This window comes from Bradyrhizobium erythrophlei (genome assembly GCF_900129425.1).
In the GTDB taxonomy this organism is placed as follows: Bacteria; Pseudomonadota; Alphaproteobacteria; order Rhizobiales; family Xanthobacteraceae; genus Bradyrhizobium; species Bradyrhizobium erythrophlei_C.
This window is the reverse complement of the sequence record NZ_LT670817.1, coordinates 237,348-262,135: the sequence shown is the minus strand read 5'-3', so window position 1 is coordinate 262,135 and position 24,788 is coordinate 237,348. Positions and strand designations below refer to the sequence as shown.

General features: G+C 60.2%; 30 protein-coding genes and 2 pseudogenes. 14 read left to right on the top strand and 18 right to left on the bottom strand.

All coding sequences use genetic code 11. The features are described 5' to 3' along the window. Positions 1 to 132 precede the first annotated feature (132 nt). Both B5527_RS01200 and B5527_RS01195 read right to left on the bottom strand, forming a co-directional pair. Positions 133 to 429, bottom strand: a complete 297-nt coding sequence (locus B5527_RS01200) for a hypothetical protein (protein WP_079599667.1) — start codon at positions 427 to 429, stop codon at positions 133 to 135. Positions 430 to 431: 2 nt separating this feature from the next. Then, entirely contained in the window at positions 432 to 1,829 is a 1,398-nt protein-coding gene (locus tag B5527_RS01195) for an OmpA family protein (protein ID WP_079599666.1), read from the bottom strand. A gap of 332 nt (positions 1,830 to 2,161) precedes the next feature. Between B5527_RS01195 and B5527_RS01190 the strand changes: the two genes are divergently transcribed. Continuing rightward, positions 2,162 to 3,220, top strand: a complete 1,059-nt coding sequence (locus B5527_RS01190; protein ID WP_079599665.1) for a polysaccharide deacetylase family protein — start codon at positions 2,162 to 2,164, stop codon at positions 3,218 to 3,220. Positions 3,221 to 3,359: 139 nt separating this feature from the next. Here B5527_RS01190 and B5527_RS01185 read toward each other — a convergent pair whose 3' ends face one another. Further along, complete coding sequence (locus tag B5527_RS01185; protein WP_154071924.1) at positions 3,360 to 4,070, bottom strand: phosphatidylserine/phosphatidylglycerophosphate/cardiolipin synthase family protein; 711 nt, start codon at positions 4,068 to 4,070, stop codon at positions 3,360 to 3,362. 148 nt (positions 4,071 to 4,218) lie between these two features. Here B5527_RS01185 and B5527_RS01180 point away from each other — a divergent pair, with 148 nt between their 5' ends. From B5527_RS01180 to B5527_RS43225, 8 genes and pseudogenes are all read left to right on the top strand, one after another. Continuing rightward, positions 4,219 to 4,656, top strand: coding sequence for a hypothetical protein (locus B5527_RS01180; RefSeq protein WP_079599663.1), 438 nt, complete (start codon positions 4,219 to 4,221; stop codon positions 4,654 to 4,656). A gap of 40 nt (positions 4,657 to 4,696) precedes the next feature. Next, positions 4,697 to 5,404: a hypothetical protein gene (locus B5527_RS01175; RefSeq protein WP_079599662.1), complete on the top strand. Its 708-nt coding sequence runs from the start codon at positions 4,697 to 4,699 to the stop codon at positions 5,402 to 5,404. A gap of 160 nt (positions 5,405 to 5,564) precedes the next feature. Beyond that, positions 5,565 to 5,978 (top strand): hypothetical protein, encoded by a 414-nt coding sequence (locus B5527_RS01170; protein WP_079599661.1) that lies wholly within the window; start codon positions 5,565 to 5,567, stop codon positions 5,976 to 5,978. Next, positions 5,978 to 6,508, top strand: a complete 531-nt coding sequence (locus B5527_RS01165; RefSeq protein ID WP_079599660.1) for a hypothetical protein — start codon at positions 5,978 to 5,980, stop codon at positions 6,506 to 6,508. Before B5527_RS01170 ends, B5527_RS01165 begins: the two co-directional genes overlap by 1 nt. Positions 6,509 to 6,510: 2 nt before the next feature. Then, positions 6,511 to 6,664, top strand: a pseudogene (locus B5527_RS45960) (SOS response-associated peptidase); the annotation flags it as partial. Positions 6,665 to 6,697: 33 nt separating this feature from the next. Beyond that, a complete protein-coding gene (locus B5527_RS45140; RefSeq protein WP_172842444.1) occupies positions 6,698 to 6,910 on the top strand; it encodes a hypothetical protein in 213 nt (70 codons plus the stop codon). A 621-nt stretch (positions 6,911 to 7,531) separates the two neighbouring features. Beyond that, positions 7,532 to 7,747: pseudogene (locus B5527_RS43230) on the top strand (SOS response-associated peptidase); the annotation flags it as partial. Between the two features lie 352 nt (positions 7,748 to 8,099). Continuing rightward, positions 8,100 to 8,264 carry a hypothetical protein gene (locus tag B5527_RS43225; protein WP_154071923.1) on the top strand — a complete coding sequence of 55 codons (165 nt, stop codon included), beginning with the start codon at positions 8,100 to 8,102 and terminating at the stop codon, positions 8,262 to 8,264. A 222-nt stretch (positions 8,265 to 8,486) separates the two neighbouring features. On the opposite strand, the gene B5527_RS01150 is transcribed toward B5527_RS43225, so the two are convergent. After that, positions 8,487 to 8,837, bottom strand: coding sequence for a hypothetical protein (locus B5527_RS01150; RefSeq protein WP_079599659.1), 351 nt, complete (start codon positions 8,835 to 8,837; stop codon positions 8,487 to 8,489). Between the two features lie 425 nt (positions 8,838 to 9,262). On the opposite strand from B5527_RS01150, the gene B5527_RS01145 reads away from it, so the two are divergent. Next, positions 9,263 to 9,646, top strand: a complete 384-nt coding sequence (locus B5527_RS01145) for an NUDIX hydrolase (protein ID WP_079599658.1) — start codon at positions 9,263 to 9,265, stop codon at positions 9,644 to 9,646. Between the two features lie 802 nt (positions 9,647 to 10,448). Further along, entirely contained in the window at positions 10,449 to 10,760 is a 312-nt protein-coding gene (locus B5527_RS01140) for a hypothetical protein (RefSeq protein ID WP_154071922.1), read from the top strand. A gap of 1,033 nt (positions 10,761 to 11,793) precedes the next feature. On the opposite strand, the gene B5527_RS01130 is transcribed toward B5527_RS01140, so the two are convergent. Together B5527_RS01130 and B5527_RS01125 are read right to left on the bottom strand one after the other, a co-directional pair. Further along, positions 11,794 to 11,970: a DUF1328 domain-containing protein gene (locus tag B5527_RS01130; RefSeq protein ID WP_079599655.1), complete on the bottom strand. Its 177-nt coding sequence runs from the start codon at positions 11,968 to 11,970 to the stop codon at positions 11,794 to 11,796. Between the two features lie 47 nt (positions 11,971 to 12,017). Continuing rightward, positions 12,018 to 12,266 (bottom strand): hypothetical protein, encoded by a 249-nt coding sequence (locus B5527_RS01125; RefSeq protein WP_079599654.1) that lies wholly within the window; start codon positions 12,264 to 12,266, stop codon positions 12,018 to 12,020. Positions 12,267 to 12,367: 101 nt separating this feature from the next. Between B5527_RS01125 and B5527_RS01120 the strand changes: the two genes are divergently transcribed. After that, positions 12,368 to 12,547 (top strand): hypothetical protein, encoded by a 180-nt coding sequence (locus B5527_RS01120; protein WP_079599653.1) that lies wholly within the window; start codon positions 12,368 to 12,370, stop codon positions 12,545 to 12,547. Between the two features lie 108 nt (positions 12,548 to 12,655). Here B5527_RS01120 and B5527_RS45135 read toward each other — a convergent pair whose 3' ends face one another. From B5527_RS45135 to B5527_RS01080, 9 genes are all read right to left on the bottom strand, one after another. Beyond that, positions 12,656 to 13,501, bottom strand: coding sequence for a hypothetical protein (locus tag B5527_RS45135; RefSeq protein ID WP_079599652.1), 846 nt, complete (start codon positions 13,499 to 13,501; stop codon positions 12,656 to 12,658). Further along, on the bottom strand, positions 13,494 to 13,700 hold the full coding sequence (locus B5527_RS01110) for a hypothetical protein (RefSeq protein WP_079599651.1): 207 nt from the start codon (positions 13,698 to 13,700) through the stop codon (positions 13,494 to 13,496). The genes B5527_RS45135 and B5527_RS01110 overlap by 8 nt, the downstream gene beginning before the upstream one ends. Then, positions 13,697 to 14,425: a hypothetical protein gene (locus tag B5527_RS01105; protein WP_079599650.1), complete on the bottom strand. Its 729-nt coding sequence runs from the start codon at positions 14,423 to 14,425 to the stop codon at positions 13,697 to 13,699. Before B5527_RS01105 ends, B5527_RS01110 begins: the two co-directional genes overlap by 4 nt. 93 nt (positions 14,426 to 14,518) lie before the next feature. After that, entirely contained in the window at positions 14,519 to 14,935 is a 417-nt protein-coding gene (locus B5527_RS01100; RefSeq protein ID WP_079599649.1) for a hypothetical protein, read from the bottom strand. After that, entirely contained in the window at positions 14,935 to 15,456 is a 522-nt protein-coding gene (locus B5527_RS01095) for a hypothetical protein (protein ID WP_079599648.1), read from the bottom strand. The genes B5527_RS01100 and B5527_RS01095 overlap by 1 nt, the downstream gene beginning before the upstream one ends. 185 nt (positions 15,457 to 15,641) lie before the next feature. Further along, positions 15,642 to 15,788: a hypothetical protein gene (locus B5527_RS43215; protein WP_154071921.1), complete on the bottom strand. Its 147-nt coding sequence runs from the start codon at positions 15,786 to 15,788 to the stop codon at positions 15,642 to 15,644. 32 nt (positions 15,789 to 15,820) lie between these two features. Then, the gene (locus B5527_RS01090) at positions 15,821 to 16,666 is read right to left on the bottom strand and encodes a hypothetical protein (protein ID WP_154071920.1); all 846 of its coding nucleotides are present in this window, start codon (positions 16,664 to 16,666) and stop codon (positions 15,821 to 15,823) included. 116 nt (positions 16,667 to 16,782) lie between these two features. Continuing rightward, entirely contained in the window at positions 16,783 to 17,616 is an 834-nt protein-coding gene (locus B5527_RS01085; RefSeq protein ID WP_079599646.1) for a helix-turn-helix domain-containing protein, read from the bottom strand. 139 nt (positions 17,617 to 17,755) lie between these two features. Next, the gene (locus tag B5527_RS01080) at positions 17,756 to 17,965 is read right to left on the bottom strand and encodes a helix-turn-helix transcriptional regulator (protein WP_079599645.1); all 210 of its coding nucleotides are present in this window, start codon (positions 17,963 to 17,965) and stop codon (positions 17,756 to 17,758) included. Between the two features lie 228 nt (positions 17,966 to 18,193). Between B5527_RS01080 and B5527_RS01075 the strand changes: the two genes are divergently transcribed. Then, entirely contained in the window at positions 18,194 to 18,448 is a 255-nt protein-coding gene (locus B5527_RS01075) for a hypothetical protein (RefSeq protein ID WP_079599644.1), read from the top strand. Positions 18,449 to 18,894: 446 nt separating this feature from the next. Here the strand turns inward: B5527_RS01075 and B5527_RS01070 are convergent, their stop codons facing one another. Further along, a complete protein-coding gene (locus tag B5527_RS01070; protein ID WP_079599643.1) occupies positions 18,895 to 20,094 on the bottom strand; it encodes a tyrosine-type recombinase/integrase in 1,200 nt (399 codons plus the stop codon). A 364-nt stretch (positions 20,095 to 20,458) separates the two neighbouring features. Between B5527_RS01070 and B5527_RS01065 the strand changes: the two genes are divergently transcribed. Next, entirely contained in the window at positions 20,459 to 21,265 is an 807-nt protein-coding gene (locus B5527_RS01065) for an SDR family oxidoreductase (RefSeq protein ID WP_079606970.1), read from the top strand. Between the two features lie 282 nt (positions 21,266 to 21,547). Here B5527_RS01065 and boxB read toward each other — a convergent pair whose 3' ends face one another. Beyond that, positions 21,548 to 22,984 carry a benzoyl-CoA 2,3-epoxidase subunit BoxB gene (boxB, locus tag B5527_RS01060; protein WP_079606969.1) on the bottom strand — a complete coding sequence of 479 codons (1,437 nt, stop codon included), beginning with the start codon at positions 22,982 to 22,984 and terminating at the stop codon, positions 21,548 to 21,550. Positions 22,985 to 23,077: 93 nt separating this feature from the next. After that, entirely contained in the window at positions 23,078 to 24,766 is a 1,689-nt protein-coding gene (gene boxC / locus B5527_RS01055; RefSeq protein ID WP_079599642.1) for a 2,3-epoxybenzoyl-CoA dihydrolase, read from the bottom strand. Positions 24,767 to 24,788 lie beyond the last annotated feature (22 nt).

Genomic DNA, 24,788 nt, shown 5'->3' with positions numbered 1-24,788 from the left:
GATATCAGGCGGCGGGTTTTGCCGACAGCCGCTGAAAAATCAAGAGATCGAGTTCCGGCACGTGGCCGACCACGCGAGCGGCGCGTCGCCCTCGCCGGTAAACCGCTGCATCCCGCGCCCCCCTGGAAATCCTCAGGCCGCCGGCGCGTGGCGCGACAGCGCCCAGTCGCGCAGCCACGATCCCACCGCGCAACCGACCAGATACATGGCAAACATGATCAGACCGAGATCGAGCCAATAGCCCGGGCGGCCGGGGATCACGCGCGCCAGTGCCGCCGCGACCAGCGCGGCCGCCAACACGGCGAGCCACCGCGTGGTTCGCTTCGATACGCCCTGGCCGCGATGAACCACCGCGATCCAGCCCATGGCCAGACCCAGCAACAGCGCGGCGAGCAGCCAGCCCCAATGAAATGTCACGAGATAGGCCATCGCTATTCCCTCACCACGAACTCGATGCGCCGGTTCTGCGCCTTGCCTTCGTCGGTGCCATTTGAAGCGACCGGCTGGGTGCTGCCGTAGCCGGTCGCCGTGAAGCGATCGGCGGGCAACCCGGCTTTGACAAGATAATCGGTCACCGCCTGCGCGCGCTTTTCCGACAGCGCCTGGTTGAAGCCGTCCTCGCCGTCGCCGTCGGTGTGCCCCGCGATTTCAACATTGACGGTCGGACAGCGCAGCGCGGTTTCGATCAGCCGGTCGAGCAACCCGGCCGAATCCGGATCGATGGTGGTGCGCCTGGAATCGAAACGGATTTTTCCCTTCGCCAGCAAATCCGAAAACAGCTGCTGGCACACGGTCGCATCGACCGGCGCGGCCGCGGGCTTGACCGAAATGTCGGCCTTGACCTGCCAGCCCGCGGGAAAATCCTTGGCCAGGCCGGCGCGAATCTGGGCCGCCGCCGCGTCATAAAGGGCGTCGCCCGAGAGTTTCACCTCCCGATCGGACACCACCAGGGTGCCGGTCGACAGCCTCGACAGCGCGCCCAGCGCAGGCACCACGGCGGCTGCAAATCCGGAGGGCGCGCCGACGCTCGCCTTGAGATTGTCGACTACTTTTTCGCTGAAGAACTTGCGCGCCGCCGCGGCTGCCAGTGCGGCGTGGACATTGTTGTCGGGCACATATCCCGTCAGCGTCAGCGTCACCGCCACCGGATCCTTGTAAGCCTGGAAGATATAAGGCGGCGCCTTGACCTCATTGCTGGCGACCGAAAAACCCTCGGGGAGATTTTTCAGCGCCGCCGCGATCGCTTCCCGGCCGCCGAGATCGCGCGCCATGCCGGAGAGGCTGACCTTGGTATCGGAAATCGTGATCTTGCCGTCTTTCAATTTCGCGATCTGATCGAGCAGCAGCAATGCGGCTTTGTCGAATTGCGGCGGCGCGCCGCGCGACAAATTCATCTGATCGACCACCTCGACGCCGCCGAGACTGGCGCGGGCTGCCTCCAGCAACTTTCCCTTGCTGGCCGGCAGCGGCGCACTGCCGCCCAGCGTCACCCTGACGACGTCCCGCTCAGCCGACCATACGAACGGCCTGGCTTCGGGAACAAGCCGGGTTTCGTCGTTGACGATCCGCACGCCCGGCACGGCTTCCACGGCGGCCAGCGCGCTGCGACGGCCATCTTCCGAGAATGCGTCCGCGGCGAAGGTGACGTCGCGGCCGGCGACCGCGATCCTGCTCTTGTCGAGCACGGTGTCCTTCAGCGCCGAGGTAGAGCGGGCGGCCAGATCGGCTTCCAGCGGTGCGGTGCTCATCCAGGCCGCGATAGCCCAAAAGACGACCAGTGGAATCACGCCCGGCCACCATTTGCTGCTCCACCTGAAAAGTCCGTGCATTCGCTGTCCCGCGGGGCCCGGTGCCCCGTTTCCGAAATTCGTGAGCGATCGCGGCATCCCCTGACACGAATTTCGGAAACAAAGGGGGCACTGATAATACTATGATTCCAGTGCCGCTTTTCGATTTGACGTTCCTGATGCGAACCCGCGGAGGCCGTGCAGGAACTTCAAATCGGCGGCATTGGGAACTGAGAGAAAACAAACCCTTGCGAGGCTGTCAAACCCGAAATAACGCGGAACAGTCCGGCGGCGAGCAGCCCTCCGACTAACCTTTTCTTCAGCGGTTTCCCGCTAGTTTCGCAATCGCATCACAACCGGCCAGCCATTCCCGAATGAAGCAGTTTCGCAATAACGTCATCCGGGCCGGACTGGGAGCGCTTTACTTCAGCGGGGCGCATTATCTGCTGCGGCCGATCTTCTCAGGCGTCGGCGCGATTTTCATGCTGCACCATGTCCGCCCGCGCCGTGACGCCGAGTTCCAGCCCAATCGTCACCTCGAGGTCGAGCCGGAATTCCTGCGCGCCATGTTGTCGCACCTGCGTTCGCGCGATGTCGATATCATCACACTGGACGAAGTGCATCAGCGGCTGGTCGAACGCAACTTTTCGAGGCGTTTTGCCTGCTTCACCCTCGACGATGGTTATCGCGACAACCGGGATTTCGCGCTGCCGGTAATGCGGGAATTCGAGGCGCCTTTCACCGTCTTCGTCACCAGCGATTTCGCGGAGGGAGTGGGAAGGCTGTGGTGGATCGCGCTGGAAATGATGATCGCCAGGGCCGCTTCGATCGAAGCCATGATCGGCGGCGCATCGACCCGCATCGATGCCTCGACCCCTTCCGCCAAACAGGCCGCGTTCGACCGTCTGCATGACTGGCTGCGCGGCTTGCCGGGCGAGCATGATATCCAGCGCGAGATCACCGCGCTGTGCGCGCGCCACGGTGTCGATGAAAGTTCGGTTTGCAGCGACCTCTGCATGTCCTGGGACGAGTTGAAGCCGTTCGCGGAAGATCCCCTGGTCAGCATCGGCGCGCATACCATTACCCATTGCAATCTCGCCAGGCAGACCGAGGCCACCGCCGGCCAGGAGATGGCCGTCAGTCGTGCGCGGATCGAGGACGCGTTGCAGCGTCCGATCGTCCATCTCGCCTATCCCTACGGCGACAAGATCGCGGCCGGCGCCCGCGAATTCGCGCTGGCCCGCAGCGCCGGATTCAAGACCGCGGTGACGACACGGCCGGGCATGATCTTTCCCGAAAGCGCCGATCACCTCACCGCGCTGCCACGGGTCTCGCTCAACGGCAATTATCAGGACACGCGGATTTTCCCGGTGCTGACCTCCGGCGCCGCCACCGCGATGTGGAACGGTTTTCGCCGCATCGATGCGGCGTGATGTTGGGAGACGGCTCTTCCCTTCTCCCCTTGTGGGAGAAGGTGCCTCTAAGTAACTAATTGAAATATCGAGGTAAATCAAAAGGGGTGTCCCAATAGTGTCCCTTCCCCTGCGCGATCCCGATGCGCGCGACGGGGCGTCAGAGCAATGTCGCCGACGACCACATCAGTTCGTAGGCTTCAATCTTGAGCTTCCCCGCGTCTGGCGGCATGCGGACGAGGCTCGTGTGGGCGCGTGTCGCCAAGTCCTTGAACGATTGCCCGAGCACGAAGGCAGTCTTGCCGTCGATCAGTATCAATCGATCATGCAGGGTACGCGGTGCGCCGAGCCGCACCTCAAGGGCTTGCTTCATCTGCTGCCGCCAGTGCTCCGCCGCTGGCTTCAGTGCCTTGCTATACGTTGCTTCGGTCAAGACCCGCAACGACACAGTCTCAGGCGCGAGCACAGCATAGTCGGTCAGCAACTTGGCCTCGGCATACGGGTCAACGATGAACACGTCGCCCGTCGCCGTGCCCAGCGCCTTGCCAACCGCAGCGAATGCGTCGAAGGCGTGTCCAGCAGCGATGAACGCTCCCTGCAACTCGGCGGGCGCGTGAAGCTCCGCCTTCGCGAGGGCCTGATGCGCGATGGACAAGATCGTGCCCGCGTTCAGATCTCGCAGCGGGCCTTCCATATTTTGTGACGCGACTTTGAACGTAGCGATGCTCGCCGAATTCACCAACTCACCCGCCTCTATCAGCGCCAAGACCTGTGCGACCCAACGGTGTGTCTCGGGTGTCGGGTCGGCCTTCAAGTCGGGCGCGTCGGCTATCAAGCTGCCGACCCGCAGGTAGATTGCTTCTGCCGTCAATGGGTCTGTCATAATTGTCCGCGCTGATTTCGGGGCGGCCAGAAGTGTGACCGGCTGCGGGGTCGTTGCCAATCATTGCCAGTGGATAACCGTCAAAAAAGATGCCCCGGCACCGGACATCGCTCTATGAGCGACCTAAAGCCCGCGCTTGGTGGTCTTCGGCGCGGCCCAAGAGATAGATAAACTGGAGTGGCATGCAATGCGACGGACATCGCTGACAGTGGCTTTGATTGTGGACCTGAGCGTACCCGCCTTCGGCGGGTACATCGGCAGCTATGCGGATTGGCGAGACCTCAGTGCAGAACAAAAGTCGGGATATATGATGGGCGCATATGACCTCGGGCTCAATACGATGATAGAGAACGATCTCTATAGCGAAGCGAACATGCGTGGCATCAGCTCTTGTACTCAGCAATCGAAGTTGAATAGCGGGATGCTTGTTCGGCTCGTTGAGACTTATTACGCCCAGAACCCGGATAGCTGGACGTTACCGCCCTCACAAGTTTTGACGACAGGGCTTTTCGCAATGTGCAAGACTTACATCAACAACTTCAGGAGAGCGAAAGGGCTCGATCTCCTTAAGTAGCGTTCCGGCGCGACGGACGATGGTTTAACGATAAAGCAAAATGCCCATCTTGATTACCGATAAAGAACGCGCCGTAATGGCGTCCGCAATTCGGCAGACTGTTAAGACACTTGAGAACGGAAAGTTCGCTGCCGATGTCCTCGTAACACGCAGCGCGTCCAGCGCCACAAGCAAGATATCCTCGATATACAAGCGACATGGGACGATACTTCAAAAGGCATTGGGTATTGCCATCAATACCGATCCTGCTTGGAAGGCATGGGATGAGGTAGAACTGTCCAATGCATCATATCGAAAGGGACTTCGGATTGACCTCATACTTTACGACGGTAGGGTTCTGAGAATTTTTGAGGTGAAGCGCGGACTTGGAAAGCATGATAGCGATGCAAAGAAAGGTATTAAAAACCGCCTCGATACCGCCAAACTCGAAAGCAATCAGATCTTCGAAAAATGTAAGATCCCTCCTGTAAGCAATGTTGAGTGCGGTGTGGTGAGCTACTACGGCCCCCATGCTAAGGCGGCGGGCTTCATGCAGCTTACGCGCAATGAGCTTGAAAAAGAGTTTGCAGGGATTTCAAATTTCATCGAAGATGTCGACAGCTACCTAAAGTTCAAGCTCGATAGCGAGATTGTTGGCGACTTCCTAAGCGCCCTCGGGGAATTGGACATAGAAGTTCCTCAGGATATGAGTGACGCGTTGAGAAAGCGTAGAAGCAAGCCTCACCCGTGGGATAACCTTAGCGTTTGACCGTCCTCGTTTCGCTTTCCGCTCGGCATCGCCGTCGCCAACCAATAGCGCGGGTGAACTGGTGCGGAGGTGCTCGGACGCCTCCGTTGTGCCCGGCACGTCATCCACCGCAATCTGTAGCGGCTTGCCTGTCCCGCGCGGCCCGGCGCATCCTCTCGCCATGGGGAGCAAATCACGCGAGACCATCTACGGCGCTTCGGTGCGGGCGGCGGCAGAGCGGGCGACAGAGGCCCGCAAGGAAGCCGACAAGCTCGCGGTCGAGGCGTGGAACGGGCGCATGCTCGCCTTCAATGGACCGGCACAGCCGTCACCCGCCTTAGGCGACGCGCTCAACGCCGGATACCGCTATCTCGAAGTGAAATGCCTTGGCTGCAACACGCATCAGACCGTTGCCCTCGACATCGTGCGGCGACCGAAGGCAACGCCGGTCCACGTGTTGGAGCGCTACATGCGGTGCAAGGACTGCTCGCAGGTCAGAGGCTACCCCTACACGCGGAGCCATCTGGTAGCACTGCGCGCGACCAAGATCAGCGCGAGTGATCCGCCCTCGACGTGGTGGCCGGGAGAGAGATGATGGGCGACACGGACGATGAAGATCGCTTTTACAATGAGCACGCCGCTCTGCTCGGTCACGTCACGCTGGCTTGGAACGACTGCCAGTCGATGATTATGCAAATCTTTCACACGCTGTCGGGCACAAGCTGGGGCCAATCCACATCCGTGTTTCTCGCACTCAAGTCCGATCAATCACAACGCGATATCACTGTTGCTTTGTTGCTGGCCGTCCTTGATCGCGCCGAGGATGACGGCATGCGCCAGCTTGGCACATCACTCGTCGGTCAATTGGGGGCCTTGGCGGGAGAAAGAAATGCGGCAACCCACACCATGTGGATCACCGTCATGCCATCGCGGAAGGTTCAACCTCACCCCGCCATCCCGAAGCGGAAGGCGCTCCAGCCCGATTTCAAATCTCAGTTTGAAAACCTTACCCAAAACCTTCGCAACCTCTTCCGCAAGTTTCTCAATTACGAAGCGGGTCTGCGCGTGCATCTCGAACAAACGCGCAAAAATGGCGAGAATTCGGGAAGCCAGCATTTGTCCTGACCATGTGCAATCTCTACAGCGTCACCACAAACCAAGCCGCGATCATCGCGCTGTTCCGCGTGATCAACCGGTACGTTGGTAGCCTGCCGCCGATGCCGGGCGTATTTTCCGATATCCGCCCCTGTCGTGCGCAACACTTTGCGCCCCCGAGAGTTAACCGGCAAAGCGAAAAAAGAAGGGAGCGGAACGATGAAAGGTTCCACTATTGCGCTGATCGGCTTTCTAATCCTAGGCGTCGCCGTTAAAGAGGCATGGAACGTCAAATCCCCCGATACCGAACGCATCCTCAAGCAGTGTGCAATGGAGAACATTACCGAAGTTCAAGTCAACGAATGCAGGATGCGATCGACGATGCTGACCCGGCACGATGAGCGCTTGAGCCAACTGCACGAACGCCGGTAGGGGCGCGTACAGGAGAAATTGCCATGTCAGTTCTCTCTGCCGTACTGACCGGTTGGCTCGTTCTCAACGGATCTATCTTCGCCGCGCTCTTATTTAGGCGTCCTCGGCCTGAGCTACGATCCCGATTGTTCCTGTGGGTCCTTCGAAGCGATCATGCGCGTTCTCTTGTGCACCCACTCGATTGCTAGCTCGTGGGAAACTTCACTGGAAGAATGCCGACCGAACTTTGCCCCGATCATGCTGAGCGCGCCTAAAAGACGCCGAGGCGGTGGCTGTTTCGGGTTCTGTGTCCGCGTCATTGCACAGTTCGTGCAAGCGTAGACCATCGCGGTACCTCTCAGCCCTACTTTCACGCTTAGGATTTCGAGCGGAAGACGGCAATGCGGGCATTCATCGGAGGGTTCTAGTACTTGGTTCATGCGAAACTCCCATCCTAGCGAACCTGCGACTGTGGTGCTCTTGCGACGGGCGTCGTTATTCCTCTTGACAAGTGCGACTAGTCGGGATGTTAGACCCCCTGTTATGAACCCATGATGAAGAAGCGTGACGGCAACGATGGTTCCTGCGCCGGAACCAGTAAGGGCAGCGCGGCGGCTTGAGTAGCAACGCGGTCGAAGCCCACCATCCGCTCTCCACGGCTTCCTGACCACAGCGCCCAACGCCGTCGTGAAGCCGATCCATCCCAAGGCCATGCCGGTGTTCCTGACGACCGATGAAGAGCGCGATGTCTGGATGCGCGCGCCGTGGGATGAAGCGAGGGCACTGCAGCGACCGTTGGCTGATGATGCACTCAAGATCGTCGCGCGTGGGGCGGACAAGGAAGATCGGGCGGCGTAGCGAACATCTAACACCTTGGGATGACTATCGGCTTGGTTCTATGAATGTCACCGTTTGATCTCCATGGAATTGCAGGAGAAGACCAAATGATAATGCGGGAGTCTGAGGTGACCTGTCTCAAATGCCACAGCGGTTACCGCCGCATTGAGCTGGTGTCCCGAAAGGGCAGCAAGGGTGAGTTTCATTGCGTATCCTGTGATCAGGTTCTCGAAGTTTTCGATGGCTCAACCTATGTAGCCATCCGACTTACGGTCCGACCCGAAAAGCTGTTCGAGTGAACAACAGCGTCGGCAAAATCGGCCGAAGGCAAAGTGCGCCACCCGTTCTTCAAGGGCATCCGAGAGGATTTGTGATGACAGACGGATCAAGGAAGATGGTCTGGATTTACGTCGATACCAACCACTATGTCGGCCATCCCGATCATCTCAAGGTTTTCGCAGACCCAGAACTCGCCGATGAGTGGTTCAAGGAGAACGACCCGGAAGGCGTCGTCTTTGGATATGAGGTCATTGAATGATTGCGATTAGCCCGCAACACCGGCATTGACGTTGACGGCATCGCTGAAACCGAGGGCCGATCATTTCGGCAATTGCTCGGGCTGCGGAGAATGGTTCGACATGCACGACCTCGGCCAACTGCTGGCGCATGTGCACGATGCGGATATTGAGATCGGCAGAGGTCCGGGACCGCCCGCGCGGGGCGGTCCGCTTTTATGAAAAGGGGTGTTAGCCGGTCCAAGCTAGTCGGTCTGTTGCGCTTCCGACCGTGCGATCAGGTGAGCTCCCGCCGCCAGCACTTCTTGCTGATAAGCCTTCCCGTCCTCAGCAATCAATTCCGCCTCTCGTGTGAGCCAGTTTTGATATTCCCTGAGTATATCGGAGGGCGTCTGGGCATCGCCAATATGTTTGGCCGCTTCAAGCGCCGCTTGCATGCTCTTGTGACGCCGGGCAAACCAACCGTCCGCAAATTCCCTCAAGCCTGCGAGCGCGGTTTCTTGGTTCTCCCAGAACTTGATGCCCATCGGCGCGAAGGCCTTCAAGGCAGCTGTTGGCTGCAAGATATTGGGAACTAAAGTCACGTTATCGGTCATTGTCTTGGTCCGTTTGAGTTGACCTGCCTTAGGCGTTATATACGACAGTAACCGTCCGCGTGAGAGACGTGCGATGTTCAAATATCACACGACTAAATTAAACTTTCGCCATGCGTCGTTGGATCAAGCTGCGCCCTTTGAGTCGAATTCGCCATTAAGCAAGCCGGAGCTGTGTCCCTTGGTTATTGTGGGATGGCTTGTCGTGCTGGCGCTCGCATTTCTATAGGCACGATAATTCAGGAGGCCGCCAACTGAGGCAGTCTTCGCGATTGCGGGCACCAAAAGCACAACACTGAGCGGAATATGATCGCTCGGCGGTGTTGGCCTCGTTTTCAACTCTGGAAACAACGTTGCAAATTTGTAAGGTTTCGGGCCTAGGCTCGCGGCTTAAACTATAGGTGATTAGGCATATGGTGCTTTAGGAAATGGCGAAGTCCTCGAAACTCGTGGCTGCGAAACGCGGACGGGTGCTGCTCGTAAGACGAAAGCGCGACGGGCTTTGGATGTTTCCCGGAGGACGCAAGCGCGCGCGGGAGAGCGATAAAGATTGCCTGCGCAGGGAGATCAAAGAAGAACTTCCGAAACTCAAACTTGGACGCGTTAAGCTTTGGAGGGAAGTTAAAGGCAAGAACCGTCGTTCGGGCCGGAAAATGAGCGACGCGATCTTTGTGACATTGAAAGCGTCCGGTCGCCTGACAATCGGCGATAAAAAGGAAATCGATAAGGCGACATGGTGCAAACCGCGCGGCATCCGTCTGACGCCGACGTCGCGTTACATCAGGGATAAACTTCTCCCTAGATCCAAATAGGCCACTGCGAAATTCAAATTAGGCCACTAGGAGTCAAACGGGCCAGTACTTTACCGCGCGGTACTGGCCGAATTAGCCCACTCGCCATTTCAAAACAGTTGGCTTCTGAAACTCAATTTAGTGGTGTCGGCAGATTGCGAACCTACATCAGCTTCACGCTTCGGCGTTCTAGTGAAAGCTCCACAGCGGATTGTCACCCACTCCAAGCCCAACGATACTGTGTTCGGAATGCATTATTGGTTTGAATGTCTACGGGGCCAAGCGGCCACATATCGGAAACTTGCCGAGCAGACGGACGATCCTGTCCTGAAAAAAAACTCGCTTGAGTTGGCGTCGGTCTGCGACGAGATCGCCGATAACATCGAAGATCATCTGACGGGCGGGGGGTAAGACCACGCTGGGAGGCGTGCACCGTTGCCAAGGCAGATGAAAGAGGCCGGGCTGGGCGGCCTTACATCTTCTCAGAAATCCAAGTTCTATTGCCGCACTTGCATTCGAACATGTGAAATGTCCGTCCGGTCGGCGGGTCAAGCATGCTCGCGGTAAACTGGGGTTGTTCGCCGCATTTTATGCAGCGTGGAGAGGTCGGTTTTTGGCGATCTCGCTTTTCCATGCGGCGCAGAAAATGCCGAGAAATCCCTGCTGGCAAGTTAAAAGATGGTCATCGGTATCGGAGCAGCGTCCTTTTCTGGGCTGATGCCAGTGCCATCGGCTGCTCCGATTACTGCCTTCGAAATTTCCCATTAGTGATTGGGAGCCGCGTCGCCATATGAGGCCGGGGCGAGAGATTTGGTAATCGCTGATGGCTCTGCCCGTGTCGGCAGATGGCGAACCTACATCAGCTTCACGCATTCGGCCTTCTAGTGAAAGCTCCACTATGTGTCACCACTCCAAGCTCAACGGTACTGTGTTCGGCATTCATGATTGGCTTAACTATCTGCAGGATCAAGCGGTCAAGTATCGAAAACTTGTCGAGCAGGCCGACGATCCTTTCGTCAAAGCCGAACTGCTTGCGTTAGCATCGGTCTGCGACGAGATCGCCGATAACATCGAAGATCATCTGACGGGCGGGGAAGACCCTGCGCCGCGCGGCCCCTCGTCATGGCTGTCATGAAAGAGGCCGCCACCTGAGGCGGCCTTACAACGTAAGCAGCACGTAGACCAATCCGGCCGTCAAGACGGCCAGCCAGATCAGCGAAGCTCGGTAGAGCAATGTGTCGCGGTTCATGATGCCACCGCTCATCTTGTACTCGCGTGTGGCCGACTGAGGCAGCTTACTTGGGCGGCTGCAATCCCGGTGAATTGGCCCAGTCCTCCAAGTGCATCGCTGTTTCGGCCCGTCGAACCTTCTTCAGTAACTCATCTCGATCTGGACCGGGAGGAAGCCTTGCGGCTTGCGCTCGCACTTTTTTAGCCCAAGCTACAATCCGATCCCGAAGGGTGATCTCTTTGAAACGTCGGAGTCGCTTCATGACACATAACCTCGTGCTTACGGGTCCTAACCGTAGGGTTTGCACTTCCGAACCTGAAATGCAGATGCGGGCCGTTCGGTTCCCGGCCACAATTCAAATTAGGCCATGGCGAAAATCAAATTAGGCCACAAGGGGTTAAAACAGGCCAGCACCAACAGGCCGACGGGAACAGACCAACCAGAACTTCGGTGTAGCTGGGAGGCGCAATGTACGGATCAATCCGGCTCGCATCGCAACTTGTGATATTCCATATCATACAGACAATCGCGCACGGAAAGTCTACAATCTGCAATTGTAACTATTCTTTTCGTACGATGAGGCCGCCAACTGAGGCGGCCTAAGAGATCAACGATGAAAAAGCCATCCACGCAGCAGACTGAGATTAGATGTCCGGCATGCGGTGGTACAGATTAGGCCACTGCAACGATGCTTCTTTGGGTCCGTTAGCTGTCTGCGGCGGACATTCAACCTCCAACCGTCGCCAGCGACCTCGCCCTGTACCTTGGGGTCCGTGGAGCGGGGTCGTCTGGCGCGCGCCAAAACAGGCGGAACCGTTTAGCGGCTGGCAGGGTACCCTGCGCGCCGGTACCCACCAAGCCAGCCTCGGACGGATGAGGTTAACGAGGAGGCCGCGACTGCGGCGGCCTACAGCGTGAAGGTGCCGGAATTAAAGGGTCACTCCGGTCGATAGACTGTAAAGCCCAAGACAAGCAGGACCACGAAAATAATAAGGAGTGTGCCGAACAGCGCTCCCGCAACGTCAGCAGATACGCTGGACCGGTTAGCGACGCCCGATAAGCCTGCTGCAATCGACACCACGAGAATTAAAAGCACCCACTTGGAAATCGCCATTGCCGTACCTCCAACGACAGAGGGACTCTGCGACCTACCTGCCCAGCTCAGGTTCCAATAAATGAGAGTCGTGGCGCTGCTCGCTTTGTCAAGGACGTGGCGAAGTTTTCGTTGTTTTCGATGGTGCGCCGCCATACGGCGCGGCGGGCTTGTTCGACTGCCAGCGCTTCTCGTGCCAACGTCTGCGAGATCACCGCGTCGATCTCGGCGGCGTTGAGGGGGCGCTCCTGATGATCTATCAAGGCCCGCGCGAGCGCGAGCACCACTGGCTTGTTCTCCTCGATGATCGCCACCACGTGCAGTGATCATCACCGAACATCTTATTCACATCCGCTCGCTTGACCGGCGAGTTCGGCGTGCTACTACGCGACCTTACAACCATTCTGGAGAACATGAAGTGGCGAAGAAGACGGTGAGCAAGCGCAAAGAGTATACGAAGGACGATGTGAAGCTGCTCAAGGCACATTCTAAAGCACGCACGCCTGTCGCCAAACTCACAAAGCTGATGAAGAGGTCCGAAGGTTCGTTGAGGCAGAAAGCTCGCACGCTGGGCGTTGGATTGGGCCATCAGCGCTAACTGAGAGCCAGCTATCGAGAAAAAGGCCCCGGTCATGGAGCACGCCGGGGCCTTTCAAGATCATCGGGCCGGGTACATCCGCCGAGCCTTCCGATCTGGGAACGCTGATTACCGCACCCGATCTGGCGCAAGATGTGGCATTGATGCGCCATTAACGTGATCACATGCTGCCTCAAAGCTGTTGGCAGATACCTCGCGCTTGCGCCAATCGGCGCGGCGAAGACGCTCAACCGCCAACGCCTGACCAGCAACCACGGTAGCGATTGCCCGGTCCATCTCCTCGCCAGTCATGGCTCGGTGAATTCGCAACACAATCTGCATCGACATGAGCACCCCCACGTATGGAGAGAGCAGATCGTAAGCCTGCTGCTCGCAGAGCAAGATGAAGCGATCAGTCGCCGGGCCTGTCTTACAGATCAACGCCGCAAGCTCTCGCGCCTGACGGCGATCATCGCCCGAAGAGGTAGGCTCACCGTCCAGTAGCATCTTCTCCGCAACTTCACCGGCCATCAACTCGGTGACAGCATCGAGCACGGACTGGAAGACATCGGCCTTGGCTCGGCGATCTTCGCCTTCGGGCGGCATCAGCGGCTGCAATACCTCGCGAATGACTCGCGCGTCCACACCAATAGCCCCGCCAGACCCAAACGCCGCGCGCCCCGCGCCCCGACAGAGCCCGTCAAATCCGTCGCCGGGATTGATCGTAACTTCAGAAATGCTGCAGTTTCCGATCAAGCGATTAACGAAAACATGGCCCAGCTCATGGACGGCCACTCGTTGGTCGTGCTCCTCCGTGCGACCGAGCGAGGCCAGCAATTCATCATAGTCATCGGCCTCCTCGTGACCGCCGCCATTGTCGGCGTTGCCAACTCCGACGCAGGCAGCGGTCACCGTTCCGGCCGGAGAGGCGGCAAGGTGCTCGGGGACCTCATCAGCCGGAATTCCTTCAGTCATGACCGAGCACCTTTCTGTGGCGGGCGTACATGCGCGCGCGAATATCGGCGACGGTGTGGTCGCCGAGCTGCGGCATTGCGCGGGCGATCAGCTCCGCGACGACGGTCGGGATGCGATCCTCATCGTCGGGATCGACAACCCAGCCATCAATGCGAGACATGATCTTGTGCGGCTCCCAGCCCGGAGGTGCGGCTTTCACGGCGCAATCTCCAGCTTGCGGGCGGGTCCGCGATCAAGCGGCTGGAAGTTTGCTGCTGCCATGACCGGATCAGAGGTGTTGACCAAAGCGGCATGCGGCGAACGCGGCGCTTTCTCCTCGCGCATTTCGGTAGCCTTAGGTTTGACGGGCTCCGCCGCTGGCTTCGGCAACGTCGGAGGAAGGGTCCCAGCCAGTACCGCCTTGGCGTGATCCCGCAGGCCGTTGGTGATCACGGCGATTGTAGGCGGCACCTGCTCCCTGACGGCATGCATGAACACTTGCAGGGGATGGCCGTCGAGGACGATCAGCGCGCTCTCGCGCGCCATCTCGGCAAGCTGCCCCACAGGTTCATCGAAGGCCGTGGCCGCCGCCGCCAATTTGTCCGCGAGTGTAGTCAGGGCCGTCGCCGTCTCATTGCGGCAGCGCTGGTCGATAATCTGCGCGATCTCGCCCTCAAGGCTGGCGATAGTCGCCTCGACATCGCTGATCGCGCCGGTAAACGTCGCAGTGCGGTCCTGCTCGCGACGCATGTCAAGTTCGGCGGCCGAAAGGGTCTGGTCATCGGCCCCTTCGCGCGCCAGCTTGCGCGCTTTGTCACGGTGCTCGGCGGCGCTGGTCTCAGCGATCTGGCGGCGTTCGATCAGGCTGTTGCGGCTTGCGCGCGCCGCGTCGAGATCACGCTGCGCTTTCTTCTGCGGATCGGATGCTTTCGGGAAAAGAGCCATGGAGGATTACTGCCATTGGAGGAGACGGATGAAGCATGAGGCATCGCGAGCCAATTGTCTCGCGCTTTAAAACTACGAAATCCACCGCAGGCATCAGCGGCGGCCGGTTGCCGCAACCCAGCGCTCCATCTCCGCCTTGGTGCAGAACCAACGACCACCGACGCGGGTTGCTCCAAGCACACCGCGTTCGGCCGCACGGCGCGCTAACTCGTATGACTCGCCGAGCGGCAACAGCCGCTTCAGGGGCCACATCTCCTCGGCCGCACGTTCCAGCTCGGCGACTCGCGCGGCCTTTGCGCGGACTTCAGCCTGCGCCCGCGCAAAATCTTCGATAATTTCAACCAGCGTCGCGACCTGAGGCGAAAACCCTGCGGCCGTCATCTTCTCGGCGATCTCTGGCGGCAGCGACTGATCGGTGCTGGCGGCGGGATCAGCCATCGGCGACTGATCGGTGATGGTGGCGGCCTCGGCCGTCGGCGACTGATCGGTGATGCGGGCGGGATCGGCCATCAGTCCGCCTCATCCGCAACGTCGTCCGCCGCGCCGATGTCATCGCCCGGACTTTCGCCTACGGTTTTGACACCGGAAAGCTCGTCGAGGCACTCGTAGACCTCGCCGCGCACGATCTCCTCGATCTCGGCGCGCGACCGGCCCTCACAAAGGGCGGCCGTTTTGCCCGGGATCGTCAACACCCGCTCCCTGAACGTAGCGAAGATCGTCTCCGCGCTGCGTTGTATCAGTGAGAGGCGGACGTATTCACCGCGCGCGACTGCATTCTTGAGCGCGACCGCAACCGTCTGCTCGCGCGCCAGCTCGGCGCGGGCCGCAGTGAGCCGGGCTTCATCACCGTTGCCACGACGACCATCGGGCTTCGCGTGATGTGCCGTCAGCGCCTTCGTCACCGTTGCGAGCCGATAGAGCGGCCGCTTCGGCGTTCCCGCATCGGGCGGCACGTTGCGCAGCGCGCGGGCAACTGATGCCCGATCACGTTCGAGCATTTCAGCGCACCTGTTGATCGTGTATTCGTGCATCGTTTGCCTCAAAAAACAGTTGTGGGCCTTATGAAATTCTGGGACTAGGGATACCCAGCCCGCGGACGCTACCCGTGGAGCACCCCCCGTGGGGAAGAACCTTTTGCGAGAGCGCGCGCATGCTTAGGCCGCCGATTTCTTGACCCAGCCGACGACGCGCGGGTCGAGCTGCGCCAGCTTGGCCGTCAGATCGACCAGCGATGGCGCTGGGATGGCCTTCGACGTGGCGGCCAGTTCGCCAAGGTGGGCGCGCCGGGCGCATGGAACAGCTTCGTAGCGAAGCCGAGGAAGTATTTTTCGAGATCAGCCGCCGTGTTCACGTGGGAGGGCATGTTGCGTCTTCCTTCCTTTGGTTTGTGAGATTTCAACAGGTTTCGTGATCCGTCAGTGTGATTGGCTCCATCGGCAGGGACGGCTTGTGCTCGATCATGGGCAGGGCGGGAGGCTCATAGCCTTCGTCGCCAGCGATCAGGCGTTCGAAGTAGGCCGCACTAAGATGCCAGAGGCTTGTGGTATCGAAGCGCACAAGGTATTCGACGTAGAAGCGATGGATCGGTACAATCTCCAAAACGGTGCCGGTGCCGTGATCGACAGTACGGACACGGTCGCCGACTACGAGCGGCTGTGACTTGGCCGCCTTGCGTTCCTCAGCCCTCCTGCGTTCTGCGGCTGCCTTTATCCGCCGTTCCTCCTCGGTCGCGAGTTGCGCTTCAGCCTCGGCAATCGCTTCGACGAGTTCGGCATAGACCCCCTCAATGCACTCCACCGCGTCGAGGCGCTCGCACCATTCGCCACGCTGCTTCTTGATTGCGGCGATGACCTCGGCAATGGATGGGTGCCAATCCTTGGTGGTCCGCAACTCGCGACAGGCGCTCTCCAATATAAAAAATGACGGCTCCAGCGCCATCACGTCGTCGAGCAGCACGCGGGTGAACACCGCAACGCCGATGTTCGACGGCATCGGAATTGACCCCATGTGGATCGCCAGCATCTTCGCGATCTCCGATTTCAGCGGGCGGCCATTTTCATCGCGCCAGTTGTCCGGCTCGCACCGATCCAACAGTTCATCGGCCTCGCTGCGTTCATCGTCCTTGCTGACGACCAACGGCAGCACGCGCCTCTCACAGTCTATTGCCGCCTCCTTCGCCAGCTCGACGCGTTGGGCAGTTGGCTTTTCCAGCGAGTTTATTGCCCGCACCATGCGCGCCATCTCGGCGACCAGCCGATCCAGCTTGTTCGCGGCCTTTGTGATGACGAATTGATTAGGCCACTCATTGCCGGATCGCGGCGCGGGCAGCCGACGCTGATCTTGCGGAAGCTGACCGCTCATGACCAATGCCCCCCGGATTTTTCGAACCCCCCGGCACGCAACATCTCCTCGACTGGATTGGGTTTGCCGCGCCCACGGTGCCCACCGCCATCGCCAGCACCAGTAGAGCGCGCGGATGGAGGATCAGTACGCCATCCACCGGCCAGCCACTTCACGGGCTCAGGCAGAAAGCGAGGCTCTTTTGTCTCCGCCCAGCGCCGAGCGCTCTCCAAGATCGCCGTCGCGCCATGCTCGGCGATTGCCCCGTCGAACGCCTTGCGGACCTTCACCGGATCGTCGGCATGGCCGCGCTGCCAGCGCTGGGAGAATTCAGACCAAGCAAGTTCCTCCCCTTCCTGCGGCGCGCCGTCAGGCGCGCGCCGCGCGGCGGCATCCCCCTCCCCCTCTCCCCAGAGGGGAGAGGGGTTCTTAAAGGGTTCGTGGGCAGTGTACTTCACCCCTTCGGACGTTTGCTTCACCCCTGCCGTGAAGTTTTCTTCACCGGTGCAGTCCTCTTCACCGGCTGGGGGTGAAGTGGACGACACTGGTGCGATCCGGGAAAGGTCGAATTTATAACGGTTTGTGTTGCGCTGTGATCCGCCGCTGGTGCTGTCGATGTTGATCCAGCCGGACCGTTTCAGCGCTGCGACGGCCGGGATTACGGCGCGCCGGGTGAGGCCAACCGCCTTGGCGATCTCGGTCAGACCGGGATTGCACTGACCCGTCCTGCTGTTGTGCCACTTCAGCAGCAGCGCGACGACGACGCACTTGGCGGTTGATGACAAGCTGGTGTCGGCGAGCACGGCCAGAATGAACTCGAACTTGCCCTTGCTCTTGGCCTTGCTGCTCATGACCGAGCCGCCTTGCGGCGGGGCGTGAAGTATGGTGTTGGTGATTTGCGCATTGGGCCTTCGGCCCTTTCGATTTGTTGGTCACTGACTTCGCCCGCTCCCGGTCGGCACCGGGGGCGGGTTTCGCGTGCGATGAGTGTCAGGTCGAGCCGATGCGGGCGCAACGATTGGCGACCTTGTCCGCGACATGGGCTTCGATCTCCTCGGCCACCCAGCCGACACGGCGCTCGCTGATATGCACTCGACGCGGGAATTTGCCTGCGGCTTCCAACCGATCAAGCTGACGGCGGCCGAGCGGAATGCCGCGTCCGCGCAGCTCAGAAAATCCTAAGAATTTGGCGCTCTTCATGTCGTGCTCCCATAGTGTGGGCACGACCGCGTTGGTCGTGCACCCGTGCGTCGGGTGCCGTCCTAAATAGACTGTTTCGTACTTTTGTGAACAAGGATACCAAACGCTATTTGGAATTGGTGTTGGATATCGTAGCGCCGAAGTTATCCAACACCAGTAACAAACCACGTCACTTTTCGTTTGGTATCTGGATTGCGCGGCGCAGCGCGTTCTGCTTCAGACTTTCCGATGAAGCGCAAAACTCCGACGGCCATGCCGCAACATACCACTACACCCAGCAGCACCAGCAAGGCTCGGGAAGTGCCGCGCATGGTATTCACCATCAGGGAATTCTGCGAGGCGCATAGCATCTGCGAAGCCTTCTATTACAAACTTCGCGCCGCCGGGCTTGGACCGCGCGAGATGCGCACGCTCCGCAAGGTCACGATCTCCATCGAGGCGGCTGCCGAGTGGCGGCGTGCGCGCGAGACTGCGGGACAGTAAGCAGTCCAAGGCCGACCCCGGCGAGATCAAATCGGACATCAATCATGACAAAGCATCACGACCAACCGAAGCGCGTGCGTATTCCAATACGTTTGATCCAACCGTGGCGTTGCGCTACGCCAAAATGGCGAGAATATGCGACGATGATGCGGGCTGGGGACGAATTCCCTCCAGTGGCAGTCATCCGGCAATCGTCCAAGCTGCACGGCTATCCATATCGGCTATTTGACGGTATGCACCGAACCCGGGCGGCAAAACATATAGGACGCCGAACCATCGTTGCCCACATCATCGTTGATGAGCGATGACGGCATCGATCACCACCATCCGCCCCAACGCGCTCCGCTGCCCGATCCCGCCGCACCGCCTGCAGAGCCACACCTAGGAGCGGGATTTAATTTGGTGGCAGCGCCAGCCGCGTTGCGACTCGGTGAATGCCTTGAACGTCACGACGCCAGCCGCTCAAGCGGAACGACCTCTGCCGAGCCCGACAACGCCCCTAGATCAAGCAGCGTCACCCGCGTAAGCGCCTCGCTCGGGTCGCCAATGATGAAACGGCTGTAATGCTTTTCGAGCATCACGACGCTTGTGTCGTGATGCGCAGCGACCACACGGGTCGGCACACCTTTCAATAGTTGCCGGACAATCGAGCTGTGGCGTAGTGCATAGGGCGTCACCTCCGGCCCGAGGCCGAGACGTTCAACCACCGGCCGGAAGTGCGTCGCCAAGTTCCAAATCTTCTCGAACAGCGGCCCATGCGCAGGACGACCTTTGGCCTGCTGGCGCAGCACCTTCGCCAAGCGCGGCGAAATCGGCAGGGGTCGATATTCGATCTTGGGGTTCTTGCCCTTCCTGCTCGTCGGCATCATCAGGCGCGGCCCGGTCGGATGATGGTCCTGCAGATCGTGCAGCGTCAGCTTGAACACTTGGCTTTCGCGCGCGCCGGTCTCGGCCAGAACATCGATCAGCGCGCCGAAATCCTGATCTTCATCATATGAACCGCCGACCAAGGCGGCGACCGTTTGATCCGGCAGGATGACGTTGCGCGCGACCTCGCTGTCGGCCAGCTTCCGCAGTCCGTTCTTCCACGCGCTGCTGTTCGCGATGCGTTTATCGTTGCGCGCTGCCAAGGCCAGCGCCGCCTTGAACGAGCGTCCGATGCGGTCGGCGCTGGAGGGTTTCAGTCCCTTCTTGACCAGACCAGCGCGCCAGTCGCGCAGCTCGCGCTCGGTGAGCAGCGCGACCGCCTTGCTCTTTATGGCGTCGGTGAGATGCAGGCGGAGCTGGGTCGCGTTGTACTTGCGGCCTCCGCGCGTTTCGAGATCGGTTTCGTAGGCGTCCACGGCGTCGCTGACGCTGATCGGCGTTTCGCTATTGCCTTCGTCAGCGCGCGCCAAGGTTTTAGCCTTCTCCAGCGCTTGCCAATACGACATCACGCTCTCGCCGTTCGCGTCCTCGTGATCATCGGCAAGGCCGAACCGCTGGAGCCAGCCGCACTTCACAGACCACGTGCCGGGACCAGCGTTGCGGCGATAGGCGAGGAAGATGCCGGGGGCGATCAGCGCCGTGTAGGGCTTCTTGCGGATTGGGAGCTTCAGACGATTGGTGCGGTTTTCAAGTGATGCAGAACGAGTACGGCGGGCCATGACTTCTAGCGGTGTCCCTCAAAGTGTCCCCAACATGGGAATAATTGGGCGTGGAGCCGCATATAGGCTGATAGGAATAAGATAAGCAAATACAATCGTTTAAGTGGGCTTTATGACGGGACATAGCGCGACATGACTGGACCCGTTTCTCCCCTTGTGGGAGAAGGTGGCGCGAAGCGCCGGATGAGGGGTTACGGTCTATCGATGGACCGGAACCCCTCACCCGTCTGCGATGCTTCGCATCGCAGCCACCCTCTCCCACAAGGGGAGAGGGGAAGATTCCCATCCATCCGCTGGACATCCCTTTCCTTGACTCGCTCCATCGCCGCGCTCAGAACCGTTGGCAAAACCGATGGAGGGCAACATGTTCAAGGATCTGTTTTCGCTTGATGGCCGCGTCGCACTGGTGACCGGAGGATCGCGCGGCATCGGCAAGATGATCGCTGCGGGATTTCTCAGCCACGGTGCGGCGAAGGTCTACATCACCGCGCGCAAGGCGGCTGCCTGCGAGGCGACCGCGAAACAATTGACGGCCGAATATGGCGGCGAATGCATCGCGCTGCCGATCGATATTTCCACCATGGCCGGAATCGACATGCTGGCGGCCGAGATCAGGAAGCGCGAGCCGAAGCTGGACATCCTGGTCAACAATGCCGGCGCCGCCTGGGGCGCGGATTTCGACGAATTCCCCGAGAGCGGCTGGGACAAGGTGATGAACCTCAATGTCAAGACGCCGTTCTTTCTCACCAAGGCGCTGGCGGGGCCGCTGCGAGCGGCGGCGACCGCGGATAAGCCCGCCAAGGTCATCAACATCGCCTCGATCGACGGCATCTTCGTCAACCCGCTGGAGACCTATTCCTACGCCGCGAGCAAGTCGGGCCTGATCCATCTGACCCGCCGGATGGCCGTAAGACTGATCCAGGACCACATCGTGGTGTCGGCGATCGCGCCGGGGCCGTTCAAGTCCGACATGAACAAGGCCGCGCGCGATAATTCCGACGAAGTCGCAAAGCAGGTGCCGTCGGGCCGGATCGGCACCGATGAGGACATGGCGGGCGCCGCGATCTATCTCGCCTCCCGCGCCGGCGATTACGTGGTCGGTGCCACCATCGCGGTCGATGGCGGCATCGTCTATGCCAATGCGGGCATCAAGGGCGATGGGTGGGATTGAGAGGGAGTAGCGAATAGCGAATGGCGAATGGCGAGTAGTGAAGTTTACTTCTATTCGCTATTCGCTACTCACCATTCGCTCTCTTCCCTCACGTCTCGATCTTCACGTACTCGCAGGTGATCTCCCTCTCCCCGCGCTTGCGGGGTCGAGACGAGCGAAGCTCGCTCTTAGAGGGTTGGGGTGAGGGGCTGCTTCAACTAGTTCGACTCGCGGATAATCCCCCTCACCCGCCGCGCAAGAGCGCGGCGACCTCTCCCCGCAAGCGGGGCGAGGTAAGAAAGATCACGTCTCGATCTTCACATACTCGAAATCGCCGGGCTTGTTGTCGATACCGACCTTGGGCGGCGAGATCCACGAGGCGAAGCCGCCGGCCTCGGTCACCGGAATCATCAGCGAGCCGATGAAATCGCCGTCATCTGAGGAAGGCAGCCATTCGCCCTTGCGCTTGTTCCAGGTCGCATCGTCGATCAGCACGCCGTCCGGCGTGGCGTGGATATCCTTGAACTCGCCGATCTGGCGATGGAACGCGACGTTGGGCAGCGTCAGCTTGAAGTCGTAGCCGGCAAGCGAAATGATCTTGTTCCAGCGCAACAGGCCCTTGGCGCAGTCCTGCGTGTAGTCGTCGCGCAGCCGCATGTTGAGCGCGGTCAGCGCCGGCTCGTCGACGCGCTTGATCTGTCCGTTGACCAGCTTGAGCACCGGGTAGGTATCGTTCTGCAGCCGGTGATCGTCCTTGATCTGGGTCTCGTGATAGCGGCCCTTGATGCCGGCATTGAAGGCGTTCGCCGCGTTGGTCGAAACCTCCGAGCCGAACAAATCGAGCGAGAGCGTGTAGTGCAGGTTCAGCTTCTTCTGGATGGTCGGCAGATTGACCACCCCGAGCGCGCGGACTTTTGCGACATCGGAGGGATCGCCGATCCCTGCGGCCCGCATCGCCTCGCAGGTCCGCTGCACCACGCGGCTGATGCCGGTCTCGCCGACGAACATGTGGTGCGCTTCCTCGGTCAGCATGAAGCGGCAGGTGCGCGACAAGGGATCGAACCCGGATTGCGCCAGGCTATGCAGCTGCATCTTGCCGTCGCGGTCGGTGAAGTAGGTGAACATGAAGAACGACAGCCAGTCCGGCGTCGCCTCGTTGAAGGCGCCCAGCATGCGCGGGCTGTCGGCGTCGCCGGAGCGGCGGCGCAACAATTCGTCGGCCTCCTCGCGGCCGTCGCGGCCGAAATATTTCTGCAGCAGATAAACCATCGCCCAGAGATGGCGGCCTTCCTCGACATTGACCTGGAACAGGTTGCGCAAATCGTAGAGCGAGGGCGCGGTCTTGCCGAGATGGCGCTGCTGCTCGACCGAGGCCGGCTCGGTGTCGCCCTGGATCACGATCAGGCGGCGCAGCATGGCGCGGTGCTCGCCCGGCACTTCCTGCCACGCCGGCTGGCCGTAATTCTCGCCGAACGGAATCACGCGATTTTCTTCCTGGGGCGCCAGCAGAATGCCCCAGCGATAATCCGGCATCTTCACATAATCGAACTTGGCCCAGCCGCGCGGATCGACCGAATAGGCGGTGCGCAGGTAAACCAGCGACTGCTGGAAGCCGTCCGGCCCCATGTCGTTCCACCAGTCGACATAGCCGGGATGCCAGCCTTCCAGCGCCTTGAGCACCTGCCGGTCTTCGCTGAGATTCACGTTGTTGGGAATCTTGGTCGAGTAGTCGACGTTCATGATGTTCATGGCGTGCTCCTTCGTCGCGCGGCGAATGGCGAGTAGCGAATGGAAAGGAATAACTACTCGCCATTCGCTACTCGCTATTCGCCCCTATACTCTCGTCATATCGAACTGCGCTTTTTGGCCGGTGCCGTAGCGCCGCAGCGCGCCGTTTTCGCCGACCGCGTTGGGGCGCTGAAAGATCCAGTTCTGCCACGCCGTCAGGCGCGAGAAGATTTTCGATTCCATGGTTTCGGGCCCGACGAAGCGCAAATTGGCTTCCATGCCGGTCAGGCTGTCGGGCGAGAAGCTGGTGCGCTCCTCGAAGAACACCCTGATTTCGTCATCCCAGTCGATATCGTCGAGCGCAAAGGTCACGAGCCCGAGCTGCTCGGCCTGTTCGGCGTCGATCGCCTCGCCGATTTTGCCTTGCGCGCGCTCAAGGTCTCCTGGGTCGGCCTGAAAGCGCGATTGCAGCCGCGTCAGTCCGTGGCTCATCGGATAGGGGCCGAAATTCATCGCGGAGAGTTCGATGGTCGGCGGCGCGCGGTTGTCGCCCTGCTTCCGGCCGATCAGCATGTAGGCGCGATCGGCGGCGAACACCAGTTCGGCCAGCGTGCCGACGAAGCAGGAGCCGGGCTCGACCAGCGTCACCAGCGTGCGCGAGGTGACGTCGATGCGCTTGAGCACCCGTTTCCAGTATTGCCTGATTTCGTTGACCAGCCAGTGCGCTTTATACGCTTCCAGAAATGCGTCGCAGGCGAGCACGCCTGAGCGCTCGCCATGCGACTTGAACACCAGCATCGCGGTCTCCAACTCGTTGATGCGCAAATGCAGGATGGCGTCGTCGAGTTCGCGCGCCACCTGCAGCGGCCAGAACGACGCGCCCTGCGCGATCATGCCGTCGATATCGGCCGGTGGGGCGGCCTCGGGCGCCTCGATCGAAATGGTCGCGATGTGCCGGGCGCGGTCGATATCGACGCTGACCAGGCCGTAACGAATGCCGTTGTCGTCGATGCTGCGCGTCAGGGGGGCAAGTGAAATGCCCTTTCCATTGCCATTGCGCTTCGAGGCGGCGGCGAATTCCTGTGCGCGCTCGGCGACTCTGGCCTCCAGCTTGCTGTTCGGCACGATCTCGTCGACCAGACGCCATGCGACAGCGCGCTTGCCCTTGATGCCTTCCTCGATGGTGCAGAAATAATCGGCGTGATCGCGGCGCACCTTGCGCTTGTCAACTACGCGCGTCAGTCCGCCGGTGCCCGGCAATACCGCGAGCAGCGGCACTTCAGGCAGCGCCACCGCCGCGGCGCCATCGTCGGCGAGCATGATGTGGTCGGTCGCCAGCGCCAGTTCATAGCCGCCGCCGGCCGCGGTGCCGTTGATGACGGCGACGAAGCGCTGGCCGGAATTCTCGCTGGAATCCTCGAGGCCGTTGCGGGTCTCGTTGGTGAATTTGCAGAAGTTGACCTTGTGGGCGTGGGTCGCCCCCGCCAGCATGCGGATATTGGCGCCGGCGCAGAACACCCGGTTCTTGGCCGACCGCAGCAGCACCACTTTGACGCCGGGATGCTCGAAGCGCAGCCGCTGCACCGCATCGGCAAGCTCAATGTCGACGCCGAGATCGTAGGAATTCAGCTTGAGCTGATAGCCCTCGAACAGCCCGCCATTCTCATCGACGTCCATGGTCAGGGTCGCGACATCGCCTTCGACATCGAGCTTCCAATGCCGGTATCGCGACGGATCGGTCTGGAAGTCGATATGTCTGGCGCCGCCCGCAAGGACGCGATCTTCACCGGCCATGGGCCACCCTTACCTGCTTTTC